The following is a 20793-nucleotide window of genomic DNA, read 5'->3' as shown; positions in this document are numbered from 1 at the left end:
GGAAGGCAGATGCGATTAGTCCTGTTATCCGGAGGGTCGGGAAAGCGATTGTGGCCATTGTCCAATGATACGAGATCCAAACAGTTTCTCAAGGTGCTCGACGGGCCGGACGGCCAGAAGGAGTCGATGGTCCAGCGGGTGTGGAGACAGCTTGAAGCGTGCGGCCTGGCCTCATCGGCGGTGATTGCCACCTCGGAATCACAGAAGGATCTAATCAGGCGCCAGCTCGGGGAAGTCGTTCCACTCGTTATGGAGCCGTCGCGCCGTGATACGTTTGCGGCTGTGGCCCTTGCAGCGAGCTACCTGTTTTCTGTCGAACAAGCGTCCCCGGAGGAAGTGATTGTAATGCTGCCGGTAGACGCCTTCGTAGACACTACTTTTTTTGAAAATTTTGAACTTTTGGAGCGGCTGATCCAGGAGGGCACGAGCGATATGGCGCTGATGGGAGTGCGGCCTATCTATCCGTCCACGAAATATGGCTACATTGTCCCGGGCGGCCGGAATGAGCAGACCGGAGCTTTTACCGTCAGAGCCTTTACGGAAAAGCCGGACGAAGCAACCGCAAAGCGGCTCATCGATAAACAGGCGCTCTGGAACTGCGGCGTGTTCGGCTTTACGATGGATTACCTGCTTCGGATTCTCAAGGAGGAGCGGATGCCGTTTGAGTACGAGCTGCTTAAAAGCCAGTACCATACCATCCCTGAGATCAGCTTTGACTACCGGGTCGTGGAGAAGGCGGAAAAAGTCACCGTTTTAAAATACGAAGGCGACTGGAAGGACCTTGGCACGTGGAACACGCTCACCGAGGAGATGGCCGCGAACCAGACCGGAAAAGGTATTATTTCCGAAAGCTCGGTCAACACACATCTCGTGAACGAGCTCGACATCCCGGTGGCGGTCATTGACGCCAGCAATATGGTGATTGTGTCGAGTCCCGACGGCATCATCGTCGCAAGTAAGGAGGCGAGCTCGCAGATTAAAGAGCTGATCAAGGACTTCCGCTACCCGCAGATGTACGAGGAGCGGCTGTGGGGGTGGTCACGGGTGCTCGACTACGCCAAATATCCGGACGGCCAAATGATGATCACCAAGCGCATCCTGCTGGAAAGAGGGAAAAATTCGACGCTTCATTACCACCATAACCGCGATGAGGTGTGGACGGTCGTGCGCGGGGAGGGCGAAATTGCGGTCGATAACCGTATGTACCGCATCAAGGCGGGCGACGTTGTTCACCTGCCGGCCGGAACAAAGCACGCGCTCCGGGCCACCATTGATCTTGAAATTGTGGAGGTGCAGACCGGCGTGGACATCAGCGACGAAGACACCGTCCGCATTCATGACACCTGGGACGATGTGCTCCGCGCCCACAACGGCTCCGCCGCCAAGTTCATTAAATAGCTGTTTTGAATAATTTTCGGTCATGTCTCCTGCACCGGTATCACGCGGAGGCACTCGGCAGTGCTAAGGGCTTCTGGAAAAGCCTTAGACGTTGATCGTCAACAGCGCTGCGTGAGGAGAGGTTCAATGCCTCCGGTTTACCTGCGGCAGCTGCGCATACGACGCTGCCGCAGATGAAAGGACAGACTATTGGAATACAGACTTCAGCCATCTGTTTTGATGTTTTGAATAGATGCAGGTACTTGCACAACACCAAAATCTTACAGGAAAAGAGGACCCTGAGTGGAAAAACATGCGTGTATATATGTAGCCGGGCACCGGGGGCTGGCAGGATCTGCGATTATGCGGAAGCTGCAGAGCGATGGCTATACGAACCTGGTGTACCGGACGAGCAGCGAGCTCGACTTACGAAACCGAACCGACGTAGACGCTTTTTTTCAATCCTCTTCGATAGATTACGTGTTTTTAGCAGCCGCGAAGGTTGGCGGCATTACCGCAAACAATGATTATCCGGCGGATTTTATCCGCGATAACTTATATATTCAGACAAATGTGATCGATGCAGCCTACAGATACAACGTGAAAAAGCTGTTGTTTTTAGGCAGTACGTGCATTTATCCAAAGCATGCCCCGCAGCCGATCAAGGAGGAGGCGCTTTTAACCGGGCCTCTTGAGGCGACGAACGAACCGTACGCTATCGCAAAAATTGCCGGTCTGAAGATGTGCGAGTCCTATAATCGCCAGTACGGCACGCATTTTATCGCCGCGATGCCGACGAACCTGTACGGGAAAAACGATAATTTTGACCTGGAAACGTCGCACGTGCTGCCGGCGCTGATGCGAAAGTGTCACGAAGCGAAAGTGAACGGCGACCCCACAGTCGAAATATGGGGCACGGGCGAGCCGCGCCGGGAGTTTATGTATGCGGACGACCTGGCTGATGCTTGCGTCTTTTTGATGAACGAGTACGGCGGCACGGACATGGTAAACGTTGGGACCGGGCGGGATCTTTCCATCCGGGAGCTCGCTGAAACGCTTAAAGATGTTACCGGCTTCGACGGCGAGTTTGTGTTTAATACCAGTAAGCCCGACGGCACATTCCGTAAACGCACGGACGTGTCGAAGCTTCACAGCCTCGGCTGGCAGGCACGGACGCCGCTTTCTGAAGGACTGGAAAAAACGTACGACTGGTACAGCGGCCACGCGGCACAACCAAACAAAGGAGCTGCTTCCCTATGACAAAATCAGCACTTATTACCGGCGTGACTGGCCAGGACGGCTCTTACCTGGCGGAATTTCTACTCGAAAAAGGCTACACCGTCTACGGCCTCCGGCGCCGGACAAGCACCCCGAACTTTGAAAACATCGAACACGTGAGAGACCAGATTGAGTGGATCGATGGTGACCTGACCGATTTGTCCTCTCTCATCAGCGCCGTCCAGCAGTCGCAGCCGGACGAGGTGTACAACCTGGCCGCCCAGTCATTTGTTGCCACCTCGTGGCCGCAGCCGATCGCCACCAGCCAGATTACCGCTGTAGGCGTGGTCAACATGCTGGAAGCGGTCCGCATCGCCAAGCCGGACGCCCGCTTTTATCAGGCCTCAAGCTCCGAAATGTTCGGCAAGGTGCTCGAGACGCCGCAGACGGAAACGACGCCGTTCTGGCCGCGCAGCCCGTACGGAGTGGCGAAAACGTACGGCCACTGGATTACCGTCAACTACCGTGAAAGCTTTGATATGTTTGCCTGCGCCGGTATTTTATTCAACCACGAGTCGCCGCGGCGCGGAATGGAATTCGTGACCCGGAAGGTGACCGACGCCGCTGCCCGCATCAAGCTCGGACTGCAGAGCGAGCTGCGGATGGGCAATCTTGATGCCAAGCGCGACTGGGGCTACGCCGGTGACTATGTAAAAGCCATGTGGCTCATGCTGCAGAGCGACGAGCCGGATGACTACGTGATCTCCACCGGCGAGACGCATACGGTCGAAGAGCTGGTGGACATTGCCTTTCAATACGTCGGCCTCGACTGGCGCGACTACGTCGTAACCGATCCGAAATTTGTCCGGCCGGCCGAAGTGGACCTTCTGCTCGGCGACTGCTCGAAGGCGAAGGAAAAGCTCGGATGGGAGCTTGAAGTCGGGTTCCGGGAGCTGGTGGAAATGATGGTGGAGAGCGATTTGAACCATTATGGCAGCCATCAGAAGGTACGGACCATCTACCGTGAAACCTCTTAAGAAGGTGCTTGCCGGCAGCATTTCCGGCAAAGCCTTCTACACCGTTCTGGACCAGTCGGCGCTGAGCGGCGTGAATTTTACGATCGGCCTCGCATTTGTATATTTCAGCTCTCCGGAAAATTACGGATTTTATACGATGTTCATGGGCGTGTTCTTTCTGTTTTTAAGCGTGCAGAACGCGCTGATTAACACACCGATGATTGTGCTTTCCCCGAAGCTTGAAGACGGGGAGGCCGTCCTGCTCCGGCGCAGCCTGTTCGCGATGCTTCTGCTGTTTCTGGTGGTGGTATTTCTTTCAATGATGGTGATCACCTTTTTCAGTGGGATCACCGGCGCCGACGGCACGGCCCTTTGGGTGCTGCCGCTTGCGGTCTGCCTGCTTCTGGTGCGTGAATACTTCCGCACGGAAGAATACGCCCAGCTGCTTCCCCAGAATGCACTCAAACGGGACAGCGTCTACGCCGTGGCGGCGCTAGTGGCAATTGGAGCAGCCGTGTATACCGATATTGTGTACGTTTCACTAATGTTTTTGATCACCGGGGCTGCGTCGCTGCTCGTTTCAGCCAGGAAGATGTATCAGTTTACGGTGCATCTGCCGCCGAAGCAGGTGATCCGGGAGAAATTCCGCGAGACGTGGAAGCTGTCGCAGTGGAGCTTGTTCGGGGCTACAAGCAGCTGGCTGCAGGGAAACGCCTATTTGCTGCTGCTTTTTCTGATGCTCGGGGTCACCGAGGTCGCCTATATTGCGGCTGCGAAGCTGTTAATGACGCCTATCGTGCTTATTATTACCAGCTGGAGCAATGTAATGCGCCCGCTCCTCAGTAAAGCGATGGTGCGCGAGCGTCCTGGCCGGGCGGAGACGTTAATGTACCAGGGGATGGCTGCCTCTGTCGCCATTCTGCTCGTGTATACGCTCGTGTTGATGGCCGGGATTGCCATTGTGCCTTCCGGAGCGTTTCCGGAAGCGTACCAGGGCATTCAGGAGTACGTGCTTTTATGGATGCTCGTGTTTTTGTTTCAGCTCATCCGCGTGAACTATTCCAATTATTTTCAGTCCGCGCTGTTTTTTAAAATGCTCGCCAAATCGGGCATGGTCGTTGCTGTCATCACGGTAGGCATGACCGCCGTGACGGTCCAGACGTTCGGTGAAGCAGGGGCGCTCGTCGGGCTCATGCTGAGTGAGCTGCTGTTCAGTATTATTCTGCTCCTGAAAATGAAAGCCGGTATTCCCGTCGTGGAAAAGAGGGAGGAATAAATGAAGCTTGCGGTATGCATTATTACGTATCAGCGTCCGGAAGGATTACAGGCGCTTTTAGAGGGTATTGCCGCCCAGCAATGGGAGCGGCATCAGCCCGAATTAACCGTGGTGGTCGTCGATAACGACCCCGGGGGAAGCGCGGCCAAGGTGCTCCCGATAAACTATCCGTACCCGCTCATCTACGAGGTGGAACCCCAAAGGGGCATACCGGCGGCACGTAACACGTCGGTCCGTCTGGCCGGGGATGCAGATTTTGTTGTATTCGTTGATGACGACGAAACGCCGGCGCCCGACTGGCTCGAGCAGCTGCTTGCTGCCCGTCACTTGTACGATGCAGACGTCGTTGAGGGCAAGGTCATAAGCGTGTTTGAGCAGGAGGCTCCCGAGTGGGTCATCCGCGGCGGTTTTTTTGACAGCCTGCAGCGGCGCACCGGGGACCCGGTCCGACGGGCAGCGACCAACAATCTGCTGATGCGCAAAAGCATTTTCAACCGCTACCGGTTTAACGAAGCGCTCGCGCTGACCGGCGGCTCCGACACGTTTTTATTTACCGAGCTGGAGCGCGAGGCGTATACGATGATCTGCTCCGAGGAAGCGGTTGTCTACGACCTGATTCCCACCACGCGCACAACCCGGCAGTGGGTGCTGCAGCGGGCCTACCGCTCGGGCAATACGCTCGCGATCTGCACCGGCGCGAAGGCGAATGCACGAAGGGCGAAGGCGGGCCGGGCCATCGTCGGGAGCGGCCGTATCATACAGGGGGTTCTCCTGTACGTGCCGGCGCTGTTCCGCTGGGAGCACGAGCGGGTCAAAGCCCTGCAGTACGTGTATATGGGCGCCGGCAACCTGGCCGGACTGCTCGGGATCAAGTATTTGGAGTACCAGAAAACCCATGGCAGATAAGTGAGGTACGCCGATGTTTACGAAATATGTTCTCGTATGTGTGCAGATCATTGCGCTGCTGCTTTTAATAAACGGCAATCCGGCGATCGCGGTGGCGTCCAATCTGTTGATCATCGTTCATTTTATTTATCATCTGCGGAGGTTTAAGGCCGTCATGCTCCTGGTGGTGTTCATGAGCACGTACTACATGAACTTCGCCTACGTGTATTACGGCGGCTATAAAACGACGTACTACGACGACTACTTTTATCCGATGTATTATGACAAAACGCTTCTGATTATGTCGCTGTTTCTGCTCGTGCTTTATCTGTTTACCCAAAAGCCGGGGGTGCCGGTCTATATCGCCGACCGGCTGGAGCGGAAATCCAACTGGGCACTCTATCTCGTGAGCCTGGCCGCGATTACGGTCATTATCGTGCTCGGGAAATCGGGGGAAAACATTCTGGAGTCGGGCGGCTACGGGATGAATTCCACCGCCACGTTCGGCAGCCTGGCGATATCGGAATACGTGGTGCTGTTTATTATACTCGGCTACTACTATTCCAGAAGCATTCCGTATGCGAGTGTGCTGCTGCTTGGGCTGTCGTTTTTGTATATCGCCAAAATGATGCTGTTTGGCGGCCGGATTGAGGCGCTTCAGGTCGGGATGCTGCTGTTTATCCTGTTCTGGGAAAAGCGGCTGTCACCTGTGATGATGCTTGCTGGGGGCGGCATCATTTATTACGTGTTTATGGTGTTTGGCCGCATCCGGGCGGACATTTCGTTTTACCTGCAGAACCCGGAAAATATTAACTTCGGCCTCACCAGCTACTCCGAGGGCAGCTATATGCCAAGCAACGCCGGCGAAGTACTGTATAATTCCACCTTGTTTTCGGGGCTCCTGCAGGACGGCCTGCTCGGCACCGGCGACCGGCTAGCCGCAGCTGCGGCGTTTGTCCTGCGGATTTTTCTTCCAACAGGCCGCATTCCGTTTGAACAGGCCGAGCTCAGCAACTACCTCTCGGAGATATCGCCAGCCGGGGGAGGCGGATTTATCGCCAGCTACTTTTTCTACTTTTTCGGCTTTGCCGGAGTGGCGGTCATTGCTATTGTAATCGCCCTGCTCTTGAACAGTCTGGCAAATGCCCGCGACCCGCTGTTTATGTTCGCCGGCATCATCGTTCTCACCACCTTTCCCCGCTGGCTCGCGTATGATCCGATCACGATGTTTAAAATGTCGTTTTACATGCTCATTACTGCTGTGCTGTACGCGGTGGTCCATGAGCTGATGGCTGAAAAGCCGCTCCGAAAGCGGCCGTTTCTGGTAAAACCTAAGGAGGTGAGGGCATATGCGCCCCAAAGCAGCGCTCGTCGGCCAGTTCCCCCCGCCGGTGCACGGCCTTTCAAAGGCTCTCTTCAAGATAGCCGACGCAAAAGAGCTTCAGGCTGACTACGAGATGCAGATGATCAACCTGACCAATAACAAACGCATTTTTTCGACGGTCCGAAGGCTTATCACATCCAACTGCGATTTCTTTTATTTTACGATTGCCCACTCGAAGGGCGGAAACGCCCGGGACCTGCTGCTGCTTGCAATCATGCTCGGGAAAAGGCGCCCGGTTATTATTCATTATCACGGCGGCTACTTTAAACAGCTGCTCAGCAAAATGAATCCGTTGCAGCGGAAGCTGAACGAACGGCTGCTTCCGAAAGCAGCCTGCGTGGTCGTGCTGAGCGAGAGCTTGAAGGCATTGTTTCAGCCGATTATCCCGGATGACAAGCTCGTCATCTGCGAAAACTTCGTGGAAAAGGAAGCGCTGCTCACCGAGGAGGAGCTGGAGACGAAAATACAGACAATGAACGGCAAGCACGTGCTGTTTTTGAGTAACTTTATCGCTTCCAAGGGCTACCTGGACGTGCTGAAGGCGGCAAGCCTGTCGAAGAATCATCCGGAAATGACCTTTCATTTTGCGGGTGCTTTTTTTGACCCGAAAGAAGAAAAGCGGTTCCAGGCGATGGTGAAGGAGCATGAGTTAACCAACGTTGTGCTTCACGGCGTGGTTGGCGGCGAAGCCAAAAAAGACCTGCTGCGCACGTGCAACGTGTTTATTCTTCCGACCTACTACCCGAACGAAGGCCAGCCAATTTCGGTCATCGAAGCGATGGCCAACGGCCTCTCGGTCGTGACGACAAAGCACGCCGGTATCCCGGATATCGTCAAAGAGGAGAACGGGTATTTCGTTCCCAAGCAGGCACCGCACGCCATTGCCCGGCTGCTTCAGGACATCAGCGTCCGGGACCTGCAGAAAACGGCGCGGGTTAACCGGACGTACGCCCTGCGTTCATTTAAAGAAACAGACTATACCGAACGGATCCACCGGATATTTCAGCGGGCGCTCCCGGCAGAAGCCTCGCCGGAAGCAGCCGAATCCTCAGCAAAGGAGAAGCTTGGATGAAAAAACTGGTGTTTGTGATCAACTACTTTTACCCGGACCTTGCTTCCACCGGTCAGCTGATGACCGAGCTGTGCGAAGAGCTGGCGGATGACTTTACGATTACCGTCATCGCCGCCCAGCCCGGCTATGCAGGCACAGGTGCCGAAACAACGCGTCCGCTCGTGCCGGATTATCACGGCTCCATTAGGGTGGTGCGCGTGCCGCTTCCGCTGGTCAATAAAAACTCGAAGGCGAGCCGGGCCAAATACGTGGCGCTGTATTTTATGCGGGCGCTGCGCGCCCTGCAGCGGGAAAGGGACGTGGATCTTGTGTACACGATCTCGCAGCCGCCAGTGCTCGGCGGCCTGCTCGGCACGATCGGCAAGGTCCTCAAGCGGGCAAAGCATGTGTACAATATTCAGGACTTTAACCCGGAGCAGGCCGAAGCAGCCGGCTATGTAAAAAACCAGACGGTACTCCGGCTGGCAAAGACCGTCGATACCGTTAACTGCGCCCTGGCCGATCATGTGGTCGTCGTCGGCGAGGATATGCGCACCACGCTCCGCCGCCGGTTCGGCAAGCGAAAGGCGCCGATGCACAGCGTCATCAACAACTGGACGAACGAAAAAGAGCTCGTGCCGCTCGACAAAACTCATCCGGTGGTCCAAAAATTTCTGAAAGCTCACGGCCTGGAGAACAAATTCATCGTCATGTATTCCGGCAATCTCGGCCTGTATTATGATCTGGAAAACCTGATCCGGCTCACCAAAAAGTTCCAGAGCTATCCGGATGTGAGTTTCGTGTTTATCGGCGAAGGGGCGAAAAAGGCAGAGATGCAGGAGTTCGTAGCCAATCACCAACTCACGAACGTACTGTTTCTGCCCTACCAGCCGCTGGAGTTCATCAAGTATTCGTTAAACGCTGCGGACGTTCATCTGGTGGTGAACCAGAAAGGGATCAAGGGCGTGTCGGTGCCAAGCAAAATCTACGGCGTCATGGCTGCCGGCAAACCTGCGATCGGCGTGCTTGAAGCAGGCAGTGAAGCGGAAAAGCTGCTGCGGGTGAGCCGCTCAGGTCTTGTGGCAGAGCCGAAGGATTACGCCGCAGTGGAGGAAGCGATCGCAGCCATGTATCACATGGACGCCGAAGACCGACAGGCAATGGGACGTGCCGGGCGGGCATACCTGGACCAGCACTTAACGAAGGAGGCATCGATCGAAAAGTACCGCACGCTGTTTGGGGATCTGACCCGTGAGAAGCACGAAGCTGTGGCACCGGGGGCAAAGGCAAAGCCTTCATAAAAATCCAATCGGAAGGAGAACATGCGGATGGAAACAAAACGACAGGCTGATGGCATTGTGAAGGAAGCCCGCCAGTTGCTGGAGCCCGTAAAGACGAAGCCGTATTACGGGGCAACGAAGCGTCTGGCCGACCTTGTTTTCGCCTCCTTAGGTATTATTCTGCTTGGCTGGCTGTTTGTGCTGACCGCGCTGCTAATTAAGCTTGAAGACCCGAAGGGCCCGGTATTTTTTAAACAGACCCGCTGCGGAAAGGGCGGTACGCCGTTTACGATGTATAAGTTCCGTTCCATGGCGACAGATGCCGAAGCGCGGTGGGAGGCGCTGCAGGATCAAAACGAAGTAAGCGGACTGATGTTTAAGATGGCCGAGGACCCGCGCGTGACCAGGGTGGGCCGGTGGATACGCAAAACGAGCATCGATGAGCTGCCCCAGCTGTGGAACGTGATCAAAGGCGACATGAGTCTCGTCGGCCCGCGTCCGCCGCTCCCGCGTGAGGTGAAATACTACAGTGATTATCATATGCAGCGGCTGAATGTGAAGCCGGGATGCAGCGGTCTCTGGCAGGCAACCGCCCGCAACAGCGTTGGCTTTGAGGAAATGGTACAGCTCGATCTTCTGTACATTCAAACACGCAGCACACTGCTTGATATGAAAATTATCGTCTGGACCTGTCTGAATATGGTATTAAAGAGAAACGCAAGCTGAAGCAGGAGACAGACAGAAAGGAGCACCCGGATGAAAATTGCCTTTGTCACAAATTTGCGGGCGCCGTACCGGACGCTGCAGTGGAACGAATTCGCACGTATCCCGAATGTCCAGGTGACGGTTTATTACACCGACCGGCCCGGCGAAAACCGGGCCTGGAAGATGACGGCGGCCGAGGGATATGACGAAATCGATCTTCCCGGCACCCAGCTCGGCAAAGCGGGCCGGATGAACGCCGGCCTGCACCATATCGTGAGCACCCATGATCTGATAGTGATCGGCGGGTATGAAAAGCCGGCATATATTGCGCTCAGTCTCCTGTGCCGGCTGTACCGTAAGCCATATATTCTTTTGTATGACGGAATCAGTACGTCCCGGCTGCAGAACGAGCATGAGGGCTATAAGCATAAACTAAAATCACTGGTGATTGACCACGCCGCCGCCGTGTTTGGTAACGGGGAAGTGAGCCGGCGCTACTTTGCCGAAGTGTTCGGTTATCCGGAGGCGCGAATCTACAACCAGTACCTGTCGGTGGACGGCCGTACGATTCAGGAAATCGCGCGGCACCGCGGTTACCATCGGGAAAAGCTGCGAAACAACTATGGCCTCAAGCCGGAGGAGCAGGTGCTCGTGTATTCCGGCCGGCTGATCGCCATTAAAAATATGGCAACGGTGATTGAAGCTGTCGGCACGATGACAAACCCGGTGACCGTGTTTGTCATCGGGGGCGGGGAGCAGGAGGAGGAGCTGCAGCATCAGGCTCGAATGGCCGGCGTGAAGCTCATCATCACCGGATTTCTGTCCCGGCAGGAGGATGTGTTCGAGCATTATATGCTCGGCGACGCGTTTATTCTTCCATCCCTTATAGAGCCGTGGGGGCTGGTCGTGAACGAAGCGCTGGCGTCCGGTCTTCCGGTCATAGTGTCAGAGCGCTGCGGCTGCTCTCTGGATTTAGTCAAAGAGGGCGTGAATGGCTACACCGTCGATCCAAACGACAGCGGGCAGATAGCGAGTGTGATAGAGAAAGTATTTACGGATCTGGACCGCAAAGAAGCTGCCGGAGAAGCATGGCGGCTGACGGAGCAGTGGAGCTTTGAGGGTTCACGGGCATCATTCACGGAGCTGCTCGACTACGTACAGAAAACGTACCTGACGCCAAGTCAAACGCCAAGGAGGGCCGTATGGAAAAAACCATGAGCGCAGCAAAGGTGCTGACTGTCCTGAAAAAATACGCTCTGGCAATTGCGGCCTTCGCTATCATTGGAGGCGCGGTCGGAGCGGTGTACACGTACCTGTTCATGACGCCGGTGTACGAAGCCCGGGCGCAGATCCTCGTGAACCAGGAGCCGGAAGAGGACGCAGCTCCCGGCACAGAGCTGGAGGCGAACCTGGCGTATATTAACACGTACAACGTCATTATTATGAGTGCGCCGATTCTTGAACAGGTCATCGAGGAGGCAAACTTGAACGAAACGGTGGAAGAGCTGCAGTCCCAGATTACGGTAGCCGGAGAAAATGAGTCACAGGTAGCCTCGATTACGGTGGAGGACACGGATGCGAAAACGGCGGTTGCGATCGCAAATACAACAGCCAGAGTGTTTGAGCGCGAAGTGCCAAATATTATGAGTGTGGACAATGTGAGCGTGCTCGCGCCGGCGAAGGCGTCAGAGACGGAAGAGCCGGTATCCCCTCAGCCACTGTTTAATATCGCGCTTGCTCTTTTGATTGGCGCAATGACCGGCATCGGTTTTGCATTTGTACGTGAATACTTTGACCGGACGATTAAAGAGGAAGAGGATGTTGAAAACAACCTGGGGCTCCCCGTCCTCGGTACGATTACGTTCATCACCGACCAGACGCAGGGCCGTCCGGAAGAGGTGGTGGGATTGGAGGATGCTACACGGCCCGCAGTCTCCAAACAGAAAACGTCTTAAAAAAACTTCTTTCAATACGAATAGCCGCTGCGCATTCATGATGCGAAGCGGCTGTTTTGCGTGAAAATGAGTAAAAGGTACAGCCTGAGAAGAATTTTCTTGAAATTGCTTTTCAGATTACCTTTAGAATGATAGGCGAATAACCGATGAAATAGAAGAGAAACAAAAACAAACGCAAGTGTTTTCCGGCTCACTTGAAGATACCTGTAAAAACCATTGCCGTCAGAGGAGGAAAATCATTGCTGCATCAATTAGTCACGTCGAAAACAAGATTACGCTTGATCGTGAAATTTTTTTTATGCGAAGAAGAAACGTATTTAAGAAGAATTGTCCGCGAGTTCAACGATTCAGCCAACGCCATACGCGTGGAATTAAAGCGGCTGAGCGAGATGGAGCTGATCACCGGCCGTCCGGTTCAGAACCGCCGATACTACCAGGTAAATAAAAACCATTATATGTATGAGGACATGAACCGGCTCATCCGCAATTACGTGCAGTGGGATCAAATGGTGGAGCTGCTGGAAGAAACCGAGTGGCAGTATGTCTACATGGCTTCAGAGGAGCAGCCGCCGCACGGGCTGGAATACATTGTCGAAGTAGGAGAGAGCTCCTTGGACGTGGGCAAGCAGATATTGCTTGGGGAAAGCATGAAAGTCACTTTTGTTACTGCGGACACGATATGCCAGATGGGGCAGACGCTGATTATGGTCCACAGCCTGGCTCTGGAAAAACAGGGTGCCAGACCGTTACCATCATAGAACTACATAGAATATAAAAACCAGCCTGCTGACATTTGTCGGCAGGCTGGTTTTTGTGATTAATGATTGGACTTGTCTTTAGAAGCCGACTGCACAGAAAAGTATTCCGGATAATACTCTTTATACCATTCCACGAATTTGCTGATCCCTTCATCGAGCGAGGTAACCGGCTTAAAGCCGACCGCCTTCTGCAGGCTGTCAATGTTCGCATACGTCGCCTGTACGTCTCCCGGCTGCATCGGCAGGTATTCCTTCCGGGCTTCCATGCCCAGGTACTTTTCGAGGGCTTCGATGAATTCCATTAGAGCGACCGGCTGGTTGTTGCCAATGTTAAAGACCTGGTAAGGCGCATAGCTTGTTGACGGATCCGGATTTTCGGCATCCCAATCGCTGTCGCCTGTAGGCACAGCCGGAATCAGGCGCGCAATGCCCTCCACAATATCGTCAATATACGTGAAGTCCCGCATCATATCACCGTTGTTGTACACCTGGATCGGCTCCCCGTTGACGATTTTGTTCGCAAACTTGAAATAGGCCATGTCGGGCCGCCCGAGCGTACCGTACACGGTGAAGAACCGCAGGCCGGTCGTTGGCAGGTCATACAGATGGCTGTACGTGTGCGCAAGCAGTTCGTTGGATTTTTTCGTTGCCGCATACAGGCTGACGGGATGATTCACCCCGTCCTCCGGGGAAAAAGGCATCTTTTTGTTGGCTCCGTACACGGAACTTGAAGACGCGTAAATCAGATGTTCTACCTGATGATGACGGCACATTTCCAGAATGTTCGAGAAACCGACAATGTTGGATTGGATGTACTTATCCGGACGCTCCAGGCTGTACCGGACTCCTGCCTGCGCGGCCAGATTGATAACGGCTGTGATCGTATATGTATGAAAAATATCCTGAAGAGCAGCAGCATCAGCCAAGTCCAGTTCATGAAAGTGAAATTCGTCGTGTTTTTTCAGCCGCTCCTGTCTGCTATACTTTAAGTTCACGTCATAGTAATCGTTATTGTTATCAACCCCGACGACTTCATAGCCTTCTTCGAGCAAACGTTCCGCTGTATGCATGCCTACAAAGCCATTACTTCCTGTCACTAAAATCATATTGCGTACCTCCGTTATTATTTAATATTATTATGTTAATTGTAGCCCGAGTTTGGAAAACAAACCTATCATATAACAAATGAATTCGTTTGTGAAATAGACAAAGGAAAATTATGTTAGTTATCATGAAGTTAGCACGAGATAAAAGAAGCACTACGAACTTATAGTTTGGTAGTTTTTTCCTAAAGAATCTAGTTTGACTGTTGAAATTATTGCTAATTAAGAGGAAAATAAGTTTGTATTAAGTGTTAAGCACAACTCAGGTTTTTAAATATGCAATTGAATTACATAATGAAAGAATTAATGTATAATACTCTATTGTATTAACCCGACAAGATCAAGTCTGTAAATGAATACCATTCATTTAATACATAACAAATTCGCACTGATTATTCTAATAAAGGAAGTAGTCGGTTTAAGATTTAATTATTACTTATACGAAGGGGTAGAAAAAACCATGGGGTTGAAGCAAAGACTGCTGGCTTTAGTTTGTTTAGACTCAGCTATTGTTATTTTTTCCATATTTATTTGTAATTTTATACTGGCAGCAGATATACGTCCGGTTGATAACGTCCTGGTTACCAGTTCAGCAGTACTTTTAATTGTACATCACATTTGTGCTTATTATTTTAAGCTTTATAAAAAAGCATGGGAATATGCGAGTGCAAAGGAAATTAAATCAATTGTGTATGCTGTTACCATTTCCATAGCTTTTACAGGGTTAATGCAGATAGCTGTATTTCAGGAATTTTATTTACGTACGTTAGTAATGACCTGGATGGCACACGTGATTCTAATTGGTGGTTCGAGAATGACGTGGAGGTTATATAGGGATGCTTACATTTCAAATAATAAAGAGGGGAAAAAGACGTTAATTGTAGGTGCAGGCTCAGCAGGTACAATGGTGGCCAGACAGTTAACTCAGGAAATAAGTTCAGGTCTGCTGCCTGTCGCTTTCCTAGACGACAATCCTTCCAAACAGGGGCTTGAGATTATGGATCTCCCTGTTTATGGATCAATAAAAGATGTAAAGAAAGCGGTAGAAAAATTTTCAATCGAACATATCATTATTGCAGTTCCTTCACTGGATAGTGAAGAGTTGAACCAAATCGTGAACGTATGTGCTGAGACTAAAGTAAAAACTCAAACACTGCCGCGCATGGAAGATATTATGCTCGGCAAAGTTGAGGTTACCCAGTTTAAAGACGTGGATGTAGAAGATTTACTCGGACGTGAGCCGGTGAAGTTGGATGTAGAAGGTATTGCTGATTCCATTACTAACAAACGAGTGTTGGTAACAGGAGCAGGCGGCTCCATTGGTTCAGAAATATGCCGACAAATTGCGCGCTTTTCTCCGGAAGAAATCGTGCTTCTCGGTCATGGGGAAAATAGTATTTATTCCATTGAGATGGAGCTCAGAAACAGTCTCCCTGAGTTAAATATCTCTACAGAGATAGCTGATATACAGGATAAAAGCAAGTTGATGCAAATTTTCGAAAGTAGAAAACCGCACGTGGTATTCCACGCTGCAGCACATAAGCATGTGCCACTGATGGAGCGTAATCCCGAGGAAGCCGTGAAAAATAACGCCCTGGGTACAAAGAATACAGCAGAAGCATCTGATAATGCCGGAGTAAATACATTCGTAATGGTTTCTTCTGACAAAGCGGTAAACCCAACAAGTGTAATGGGAGCAACCAAGCGTTTAGCTGAAATGATTGTGCAGCACATGGACACAGTCAGCAAAACCAAGTTTGTAGCAGTGCGTTTTGGTAACGTGCTCGGAAGCCGCGGCAGTGTGATTCCGTTGTTTAAAAAGCAAATTCAAAATGGTGGGCCAGTAACAGTCACGGATCCCGAAATGATCCGTTATTTCATGACGATTCCAGAAGCTTCAAGACTGGTTATTCAAGCCGGTGCACTTGCAAAAGGCGGAGAAATTTTCGTGCTCGATATGGGCGAGCCAGTAAAAATTGTCGATCTTGCAAAAAATTTGATTAAACTTTCTGGTTATACGGTAGATGAAATCGGTATTAAATTCAGTGGCATTCGACCGGGCGAAAAAATGTATGAAGAGCTTCTAGGTAAAGATGAAGTGCATGAAGAACAGGTGTATCCCAAAATTTATGTAGGTAAATCCAGTGAAATAAATATCAATGAAGTGATTAATTTTACTAAAAAATGTGAAACGCTTGAGAAAAATGATATAACGAAACGCGCACTTGAAATTGCAAGAGGAGAAAGTGAAGAGCGAATACATCTTTCAGCAGTTAATAAGAAAGCTAACGCGAATCACTAAATAATTGAACATGCTCCACGAATAATAGTAAAGGGTGTTATCATGAAAAAATATTCAAGACTAAAAAGGATAATAGACTTTGATCTAACCTTAATAGCCACAATGGCATTGATGCCCTTAATTGTGATGCTTTCTCTTCTGATTAAATTAGATTCTAAAGGACCGATTTTATTTAAGCAAAAGCGTATTGGCAAAGACAAAGTTCCTTTTTATATTTTCAAGTTCAGAACGATGAAAATTGATACTCCGAAAGACACACCAACGCATTTGCTGGAAAATCCGGAAAGCTATATCACTAATATGGGCTCGTTTTTAAGAAAAACCAGCCTGGATGAACTCCCTCAGCTGTTTAATATTCTAAAAGGCGACATGAGCCTGGTAGGTCCAAGGCCAGCGCTCTGGAATCAATATGATTTAATTGAAGAACGGGATAAATATGAAGCGAATTATATAGAACCTGGCCTCACAGGCTGGGCTCAAGTGAATGGAAGAGATGAGCTGCCAATAGACATTAAATCGCAACTGGATGGCGAATATGTAAGTAAAAGAAGTTTAACTTTTGATTTAAAAATACTAGTTAAAACATTCTTAGGGGTTCTCAAAAGTGATGGAGTTCAAGAAGGAAAAGCTGATTCATAAAAGGAGTTTGTGTGAATGAAAAGGCTCTTAATTACGGGTGGTAATGGTTATATAGGAAGTAGCTTAAAAAAATGGTTAAAACATTATTCGAATGATTACATAGTAGAAACAATTAGCTTACGGGATGAGTCCTGGAAAAATGCAAATTTCTCCAATTATGATGTAATTTTGCATCTAGCCGGCATTGCTCATGTATCTTCAGATTCAAAACAAAAAGAACTGTATTATAAAGTGAATCGTGATCTAACTATTGAAGCTGCTGAAAAAGCCAAGAAGGACGGGGTCAAGCAGTTTATTTTTATGAGTAGTATTATTGTTTATGGAGACAATTCTTTAAATAACGGTGTAATTACTAGCAGTACTATTCCATATCCTAAAGACTTTTATGGAGATAGTAAGTTACAAGCTGAGCAGGGTATCGCTTCCTTAGATAGTGAAGGTTTTAAGGTTGCTATTGTTCGCCCACCCATGGTTTATGGGGAAAATTCTAAAGGTAACTACCCTAGATTAGCGAGCTTAGCCAAGAAAACGCCAATTTTTCCTAAGGTTGAAAACAAACGTAGTGCGATCTATATTGATAATCTTTGCGAGTTTATAAGGCTAACAATAGAAGATCAGGCAAGCGGTGTTTTCTTTCCTCAAAATAAAGAATATATTAGTACTAGTGAATTAGTTAGATTAATTGCTGAAGTGAACGGTAAAAATGTAATGTTAACAAAAATCTTTAATCCCTTTATCAATTTACTAAGCAAAAAAGTGAATATATTTTATAAACTTTTTGGTGATTTAGTATATTCCAAAAGTATGAGCGAATATAAAGTGAATTACAGAATTAAAACTCTAAAAGAATCGATAATAAAATCGGAGAATAATACTAATGAATAAATATACTTACAGTGTGCTGATGTCAGTTTATTATAAAGAGAAAGTAGAGTTTCTAAAAGCTAGCATTAACAGCATGTTGGATCAAACATTGCAACCAAGTGAAATTGTAATTGTAAAAGATGGGAAACTTACTGAAGATTTAAACGTAACAATAGATCAGTATGTAAAAAGACACCCGGACCTATTTAATATAATTGAATTAGAAACTAATATTGGTTTAGGGAAAGCATTAGATATTGGTTTAGAAAAATGTAACAATGAGTTAGTAGCTAGAATGGATTCAGATGATATTTCTTTACCGGAGCGTTGTGAAAAACAAATTAATAAATTTAAAGAAAAACCTGATCTTTGTATAGTAGGAACCAATATCGATGAATTCTACAATGATCCAGCTAATACGGTCTCATCGAGAATAGTACCATCTAGCCACAAAGGAATTAAAAAATTTATTAGAAGACGAAGTCCATTTAACCATCCGACGGTAATGTTTAAAAAGTCAGAAGTGCTGAGGTGCGGGGGTTATGGAGAATTGAGAAGAAAGCAAGATCTTGATTTATTCTCCAGGATGATAAACTGGGGATGCGAAGCTGAAAATATTAACGAGTCTCTTTTACTGTTTCGATCAAATTCTGACAGTTTCCAAAGGAGAAAAAGTTGGGATAATTGCAAAAGTTATATAAAAGTCGAATATATAATATGGAAACGAGGACATTGTTCTATAAAAGATTTAGTAATTGTCACTATAGGTCAATTAATTATGTTTATCTCTCCTATATGGTTGCTGAAATGGATTTCTAATTCATTTCTAAGAAAGAAATCTATAAAAATATAATTATTATTTTGCATGACACCTAATATTTTCAACTTAGAATTAATAAGCACATATTAAATGAAAGAAGGTTTTTTAATGGAAGTTAGTGTGGTGATTCCAACTCACAACAGAGCAAATACTGTTGTTAAAGCAGTAAATAGCGTTTTAAAACAAACTTATAAAGATTTTAGTATAATCGTTGTTTCTGATGGTTCGAGTGATGATACAGAACTAGTAATGAAAAAAATTGAGGAAGAAGAAAATAAAGTGAATTTTTTTTCTTACGAAGTTCCTAAAGGAGGAAATTACGCTAGAAATTTGGGAATAGAATTTTCAGAATCTGAGTATATTGCTTTTTTAGATGATGACGATGAATGGTCGCCAGATAAATTAAAAAAACAAATGGAAATAATAAAAAATGATAAAGAGATCGGGTTGGTTTATACTGGAAGTAAGTTAATTTATCAAAAAGAAAATTTATCCTATTTTTCCCTTCCTAAAGAAAAAGGAGATTTATCAAAAAAGATACTTTTTAAAAATTATATTGGCACAACATCTTCTGTAGTTATAAAAAAGAGTTTATTAAATGATTGTGGTTCATTTGATACCGAATTGGAAGCCAAACAGGACTATGATCTATGGATAAGAATTTGTCAAAAAACAAAAATAGGAATAGTGACTGATGCATGTGTAAATTACTATAACGACATTGGCAACAATCAAATATCACAACAAACTGATAAATATATTCGTGCAATGGACTACATAGAGAAGAAGTATATAAATTTATTTAGCAAATTATCGGAAAAAGAAACAAAAATAAGAAGGAGTAATTTCTGTTTGCAAATTGCAACTTTAGCTATAAGAAATAATAATAGTAAACTAGCTAGAAGCTACTGTAGAAGAGCTATAAGACATAAATTTAATGTTAAAAGTATAATATACATACTCTTAACATTATTTGAGTATAAAAAGATTTTAAAGATTAGAAGTTTGATGAAATTTTAATTACATATAAAATACTTTAAAACGCTCCACCTAATTATGGCAAAGAAATTTTGAAAGAAGTTGATTAAAATGAAGTATAGTTTAATTCAGTTTGATGATATTAAAGCAAAAAAATTATCTGAAGGAATGAAGGACTCAAAGTATTCTCTGAAAACAATGAGTGCTTCCCCTATACTTACTCCTTTAGTGTTAACAAAAAATATAATGACTAAAGGAAGACCTGAAACGCTAATATACAGATATTTAAATGACTATCCATCTTTGTTTAAAACTATACTAAGAATATTAGCAGAAATTTTTTCGATTTTAATATGTGCAGTTTTAAAAGTGGATTTAATTTGGATTTGCCATAATGTTGATAAAGAGTCAAAAGAGTACCATCCATTTTTAACCAATTTAAGAAGAAAATTAATTGTTCGATTTTCAAAAAAAGTGTTGGTTACTGATAAATTATTGATAAAAGAAGCACAGAAACATTTAAATATCAAACCTAGTAAGATAGATTACATTACTTTTGGCTCGTATCTTCCTTCTAATACAAAAAGAGATCAAGAAGCAACAGAAAAGATAAAAGATTTTATAAATTGTGCCAAAAAGAATACTCAAGAAAAATATTTAATTGGTTTATGTATTTCTTCAGCCAATAAAAAAAATATTTCTTATGAGGAAGCAATTAATTTGTTAGATAAATCTAGTTTTTATGAAATATTTTTAATTTTTGTAGGTGAAATAAGTGAAGAAATGAAAGAAAGAAATAAAAAAGCATATGAGATCTTAAAAGAACATTCGAAAGTACTTATTATAAATGAAAAAATTCATATTAACGAAAAAGAGTTGAGTGATTATATTGATTTCTATTGGCGAGTATATGATGATCAATCTGTTCCATTTACTGCATATAACGCTGCAACCATAAAAAAACCAATCTTGACTAAAGAAATCGGTTTTTTAGGAGAAATGACGAGCAAATATAAAATAGGAATTGTACTAAACGAAAACAATACTATTGATGAGCAATTAACTAAATTGAAAAACTGGGATAAAAAGAACGCAATTGATTTTTTAGAAAACAATAACTGGGAAGTAGCAGTCAATAGACTTAAAAAGCATCTAAAATTTTACAATAACTAATAAAAGTAG

At 47.3% G+C, this 20793-nt stretch carries 19 protein-coding genes; 18 read left to right on the top strand and 1 reads right to left on the bottom strand.

Going from position 1 to position 20793, the window contains the following annotated elements; translation table 11 throughout:
* Window positions 1–9: 9 nt before the first annotated feature.
* The 12 genes from SIC45_RS13710 (at window position 10) to SIC45_RS13655 (ending at window position 12905) form a co-directional block, all read left to right on the top strand.
* Complete coding sequence (locus SIC45_RS13710) at window positions 10–1398, top strand: sugar phosphate nucleotidyltransferase (RefSeq protein WP_319632582.1); 1389 nt, start codon at window positions 10–12, stop codon at window positions 1396–1398.
* A 282-nt stretch (window positions 1399–1680) separates the two neighbouring features.
* Entirely contained in the window at window positions 1681–2637 is a 957-nt protein-coding gene (locus SIC45_RS13705) for a GDP-L-fucose synthase (protein WP_319632581.1), read from the top strand.
* Window positions 2634–3632 (top strand): GDP-mannose 4,6-dehydratase, encoded by a 999-nt coding sequence (gene gmd / locus SIC45_RS13700; protein WP_319632580.1) that lies wholly within the window; start codon window positions 2634–2636, stop codon window positions 3630–3632. The genes SIC45_RS13705 and gmd overlap by 4 nt, the downstream gene beginning before the upstream one ends.
* Window positions 3619–4887, top strand: a complete 1269-nt coding sequence (locus SIC45_RS13695) for a hypothetical protein (protein WP_319632579.1) — start codon at window positions 3619–3621, stop codon at window positions 4885–4887. The genes gmd and SIC45_RS13695 overlap by 14 nt, the downstream gene beginning before the upstream one ends.
* Window positions 4888–5793, top strand: coding sequence for a glycosyltransferase family 2 protein (locus tag SIC45_RS13690; protein ID WP_319632578.1), 906 nt, complete (start codon window positions 4888–4890; stop codon window positions 5791–5793).
* Between the two features lie 13 nt (window positions 5794–5806).
* Window positions 5807–7222, top strand: coding sequence for a hypothetical protein (locus SIC45_RS13685; protein WP_319632577.1), 1416 nt, complete (start codon window positions 5807–5809; stop codon window positions 7220–7222).
* Window positions 7122–8228, top strand: a complete 1107-nt coding sequence (locus SIC45_RS13680; protein WP_319632576.1) for a glycosyltransferase family 4 protein — start codon at window positions 7122–7124, stop codon at window positions 8226–8228. Before SIC45_RS13685 ends, SIC45_RS13680 begins: the two co-directional genes overlap by 101 nt.
* On the top strand, window positions 8225–9508 hold the full coding sequence (locus SIC45_RS13675; RefSeq protein WP_319632575.1) for a glycosyltransferase family 4 protein: 1284 nt from the start codon (window positions 8225–8227) through the stop codon (window positions 9506–9508). Before SIC45_RS13680 ends, SIC45_RS13675 begins: the two co-directional genes overlap by 4 nt.
* A gap of 27 nt (window positions 9509–9535) precedes the next feature.
* Window positions 9536–10213 carry a sugar transferase gene (locus SIC45_RS13670; protein ID WP_319632574.1) on the top strand — a complete coding sequence of 226 codons (678 nt, stop codon included), beginning with the start codon at window positions 9536–9538 and terminating at the stop codon, window positions 10211–10213.
* A gap of 30 nt (window positions 10214–10243) precedes the next feature.
* Window positions 10244–11410 carry a glycosyltransferase family 4 protein gene (locus tag SIC45_RS13665; protein ID WP_319632573.1) on the top strand — a complete coding sequence of 389 codons (1167 nt, stop codon included), beginning with the start codon at window positions 10244–10246 and terminating at the stop codon, window positions 11408–11410.
* Window positions 11395–12147, top strand: a complete 753-nt coding sequence (locus SIC45_RS13660; protein WP_319632572.1) for a YveK family protein — start codon at window positions 11395–11397, stop codon at window positions 12145–12147. The genes SIC45_RS13665 and SIC45_RS13660 overlap by 16 nt, the downstream gene beginning before the upstream one ends.
* Before the next feature lie 239 nt (window positions 12148–12386).
* Window positions 12387–12905 carry a winged helix-turn-helix domain-containing protein gene (locus SIC45_RS13655; protein ID WP_319632571.1) on the top strand — a complete coding sequence of 173 codons (519 nt, stop codon included), beginning with the start codon at window positions 12387–12389 and terminating at the stop codon, window positions 12903–12905.
* 59 nt (window positions 12906–12964) lie between these two features.
* On the opposite strand, the gene SIC45_RS13650 is transcribed toward SIC45_RS13655, so the two are convergent.
* Entirely contained in the window at window positions 12965–14011 is a 1047-nt protein-coding gene (locus SIC45_RS13650) for an NAD-dependent epimerase (RefSeq protein WP_319632570.1), read from the bottom strand.
* Window positions 14012–14468: 457 nt separating this feature from the next.
* On the opposite strand from SIC45_RS13650, the gene SIC45_RS13645 reads away from it, so the two are divergent.
* The 6 genes from SIC45_RS13645 (at window position 14469) to SIC45_RS13620 (ending at window position 20784) form a co-directional block, all read left to right on the top strand.
* A complete protein-coding gene (locus SIC45_RS13645) occupies window positions 14469–16310 on the top strand; it encodes a nucleoside-diphosphate sugar epimerase/dehydratase (protein ID WP_319632972.1) in 1842 nt (613 codons plus the stop codon).
* Between the two features lie 42 nt (window positions 16311–16352).
* Entirely contained in the window at window positions 16353–16949 is a 597-nt protein-coding gene (locus tag SIC45_RS13640) for a sugar transferase (RefSeq protein WP_319632569.1), read from the top strand.
* 15 nt (window positions 16950–16964) lie between these two features.
* Complete coding sequence (locus SIC45_RS13635) at window positions 16965–17834, top strand: NAD-dependent epimerase/dehydratase family protein (protein WP_319632568.1); 870 nt, start codon at window positions 16965–16967, stop codon at window positions 17832–17834.
* A complete protein-coding gene (locus tag SIC45_RS13630; protein ID WP_319632567.1) occupies window positions 17827–18666 on the top strand; it encodes a glycosyltransferase in 840 nt (279 codons plus the stop codon). The genes SIC45_RS13635 and SIC45_RS13630 overlap by 8 nt, the downstream gene beginning before the upstream one ends.
* 75 nt (window positions 18667–18741) lie before the next feature.
* Entirely contained in the window at window positions 18742–19653 is a 912-nt protein-coding gene (locus SIC45_RS13625; RefSeq protein WP_319632566.1) for a glycosyltransferase family A protein, read from the top strand.
* A 69-nt stretch (window positions 19654–19722) separates the two neighbouring features.
* Window positions 19723–20784 carry a hypothetical protein gene (locus SIC45_RS13620; RefSeq protein ID WP_319632565.1) on the top strand — a complete coding sequence of 354 codons (1062 nt, stop codon included), beginning with the start codon at window positions 19723–19725 and terminating at the stop codon, window positions 20782–20784.
* Window positions 20785–20793 lie beyond the last annotated feature (9 nt).

Source organism: Marinococcus sp. PL1-022, from assembly GCF_033845285.1.
GTDB lineage: Bacteria > Bacillota > Bacilli > Bacillales > Marinococcaceae > Marinococcus.
The sequence above is the reverse complement of the archived record's forward strand: the minus strand, read 5'-3'. Positions and strand labels throughout refer to the sequence as shown.